The following is a 712-nucleotide window of genomic DNA, read 5'->3' as shown; positions in this document are numbered from 1 at the left end:
GTTTGCTCCGTGGGCGTGTCACCCTGCTCAAGCAGTGCCTGGCGCCAGGGTTTTTCGGCCGGCAAATAGCCCAGCGCGGCCAGGCCTTCAGCGGCGACTTCCAGCACCCGTTCGCCCGGGGCGTCGTGGTCCTGGAGCATGCGTTCCAGGTAGTACTCGAGGCTGGTGAGCACATCGGCAAAATGCTCAAGCTGCGCCTCGGAAGGTGCGGCGTCGCCGACCATCAGTTGCTCGTTGACGTAGTCATTGCAGCCACGCATCAGGCTCGCCGCACGGGGCAGCGGAATCATCGCCAGCGCGCCGCGCACCTGGATCAGCAACTCGGGCAGCGACTCCAGGCGCTGGCGGTCCCAGTGAGCCTCGATGCAGTCGATCACCAGCTCTTTGGCCTGGGTCAGGCACTGGCAGGATTCGCGGATGACGAGGTGGTGGATCTGCGTCAGGTCGGTGGTAGGCAGGCGGCTTTCTTCGCGGCGCTCCGGCTCGACAGTGCCGACCATCCCGGCCAGCGTGGCCTCGACGTAGAGCAACGCACCGGCAACGTCCATCAATACCGCATCGTTGGGTTCGCGCTGCCCCTGGGCCAGGCCGAGTACCACCGCCAGTTGGTCGATGATCACTTTGCGCGGCTGGCCGAAGCCCAATACGGCGAGGGTATCGGCGATCTGCCGCAGCGGCGCCAGCAACGCCTCAAGGTCCGAAGCGTGCTGAC

Annotated in this window: 1 pseudogene; it reads right to left on the bottom strand. The window is 65.9% G+C overall.

Annotated features, from left to right (window positions below):
- A pseudogene (locus tag HX846_RS38180) lies at positions 1–712 on the bottom strand (hybrid sensor histidine kinase/response regulator); the annotation flags it as partial.

Source organism: Pseudomonas sp. K5002 (assembly GCF_013386655.1).
Lineage (GTDB): Bacteria > Pseudomonadota > Gammaproteobacteria > Pseudomonadales > Pseudomonadaceae > Aquipseudomonas.
The sequence above is the reverse complement of the archived record's forward strand: the minus strand, read 5'-3'. Positions and strand labels throughout refer to the sequence as shown.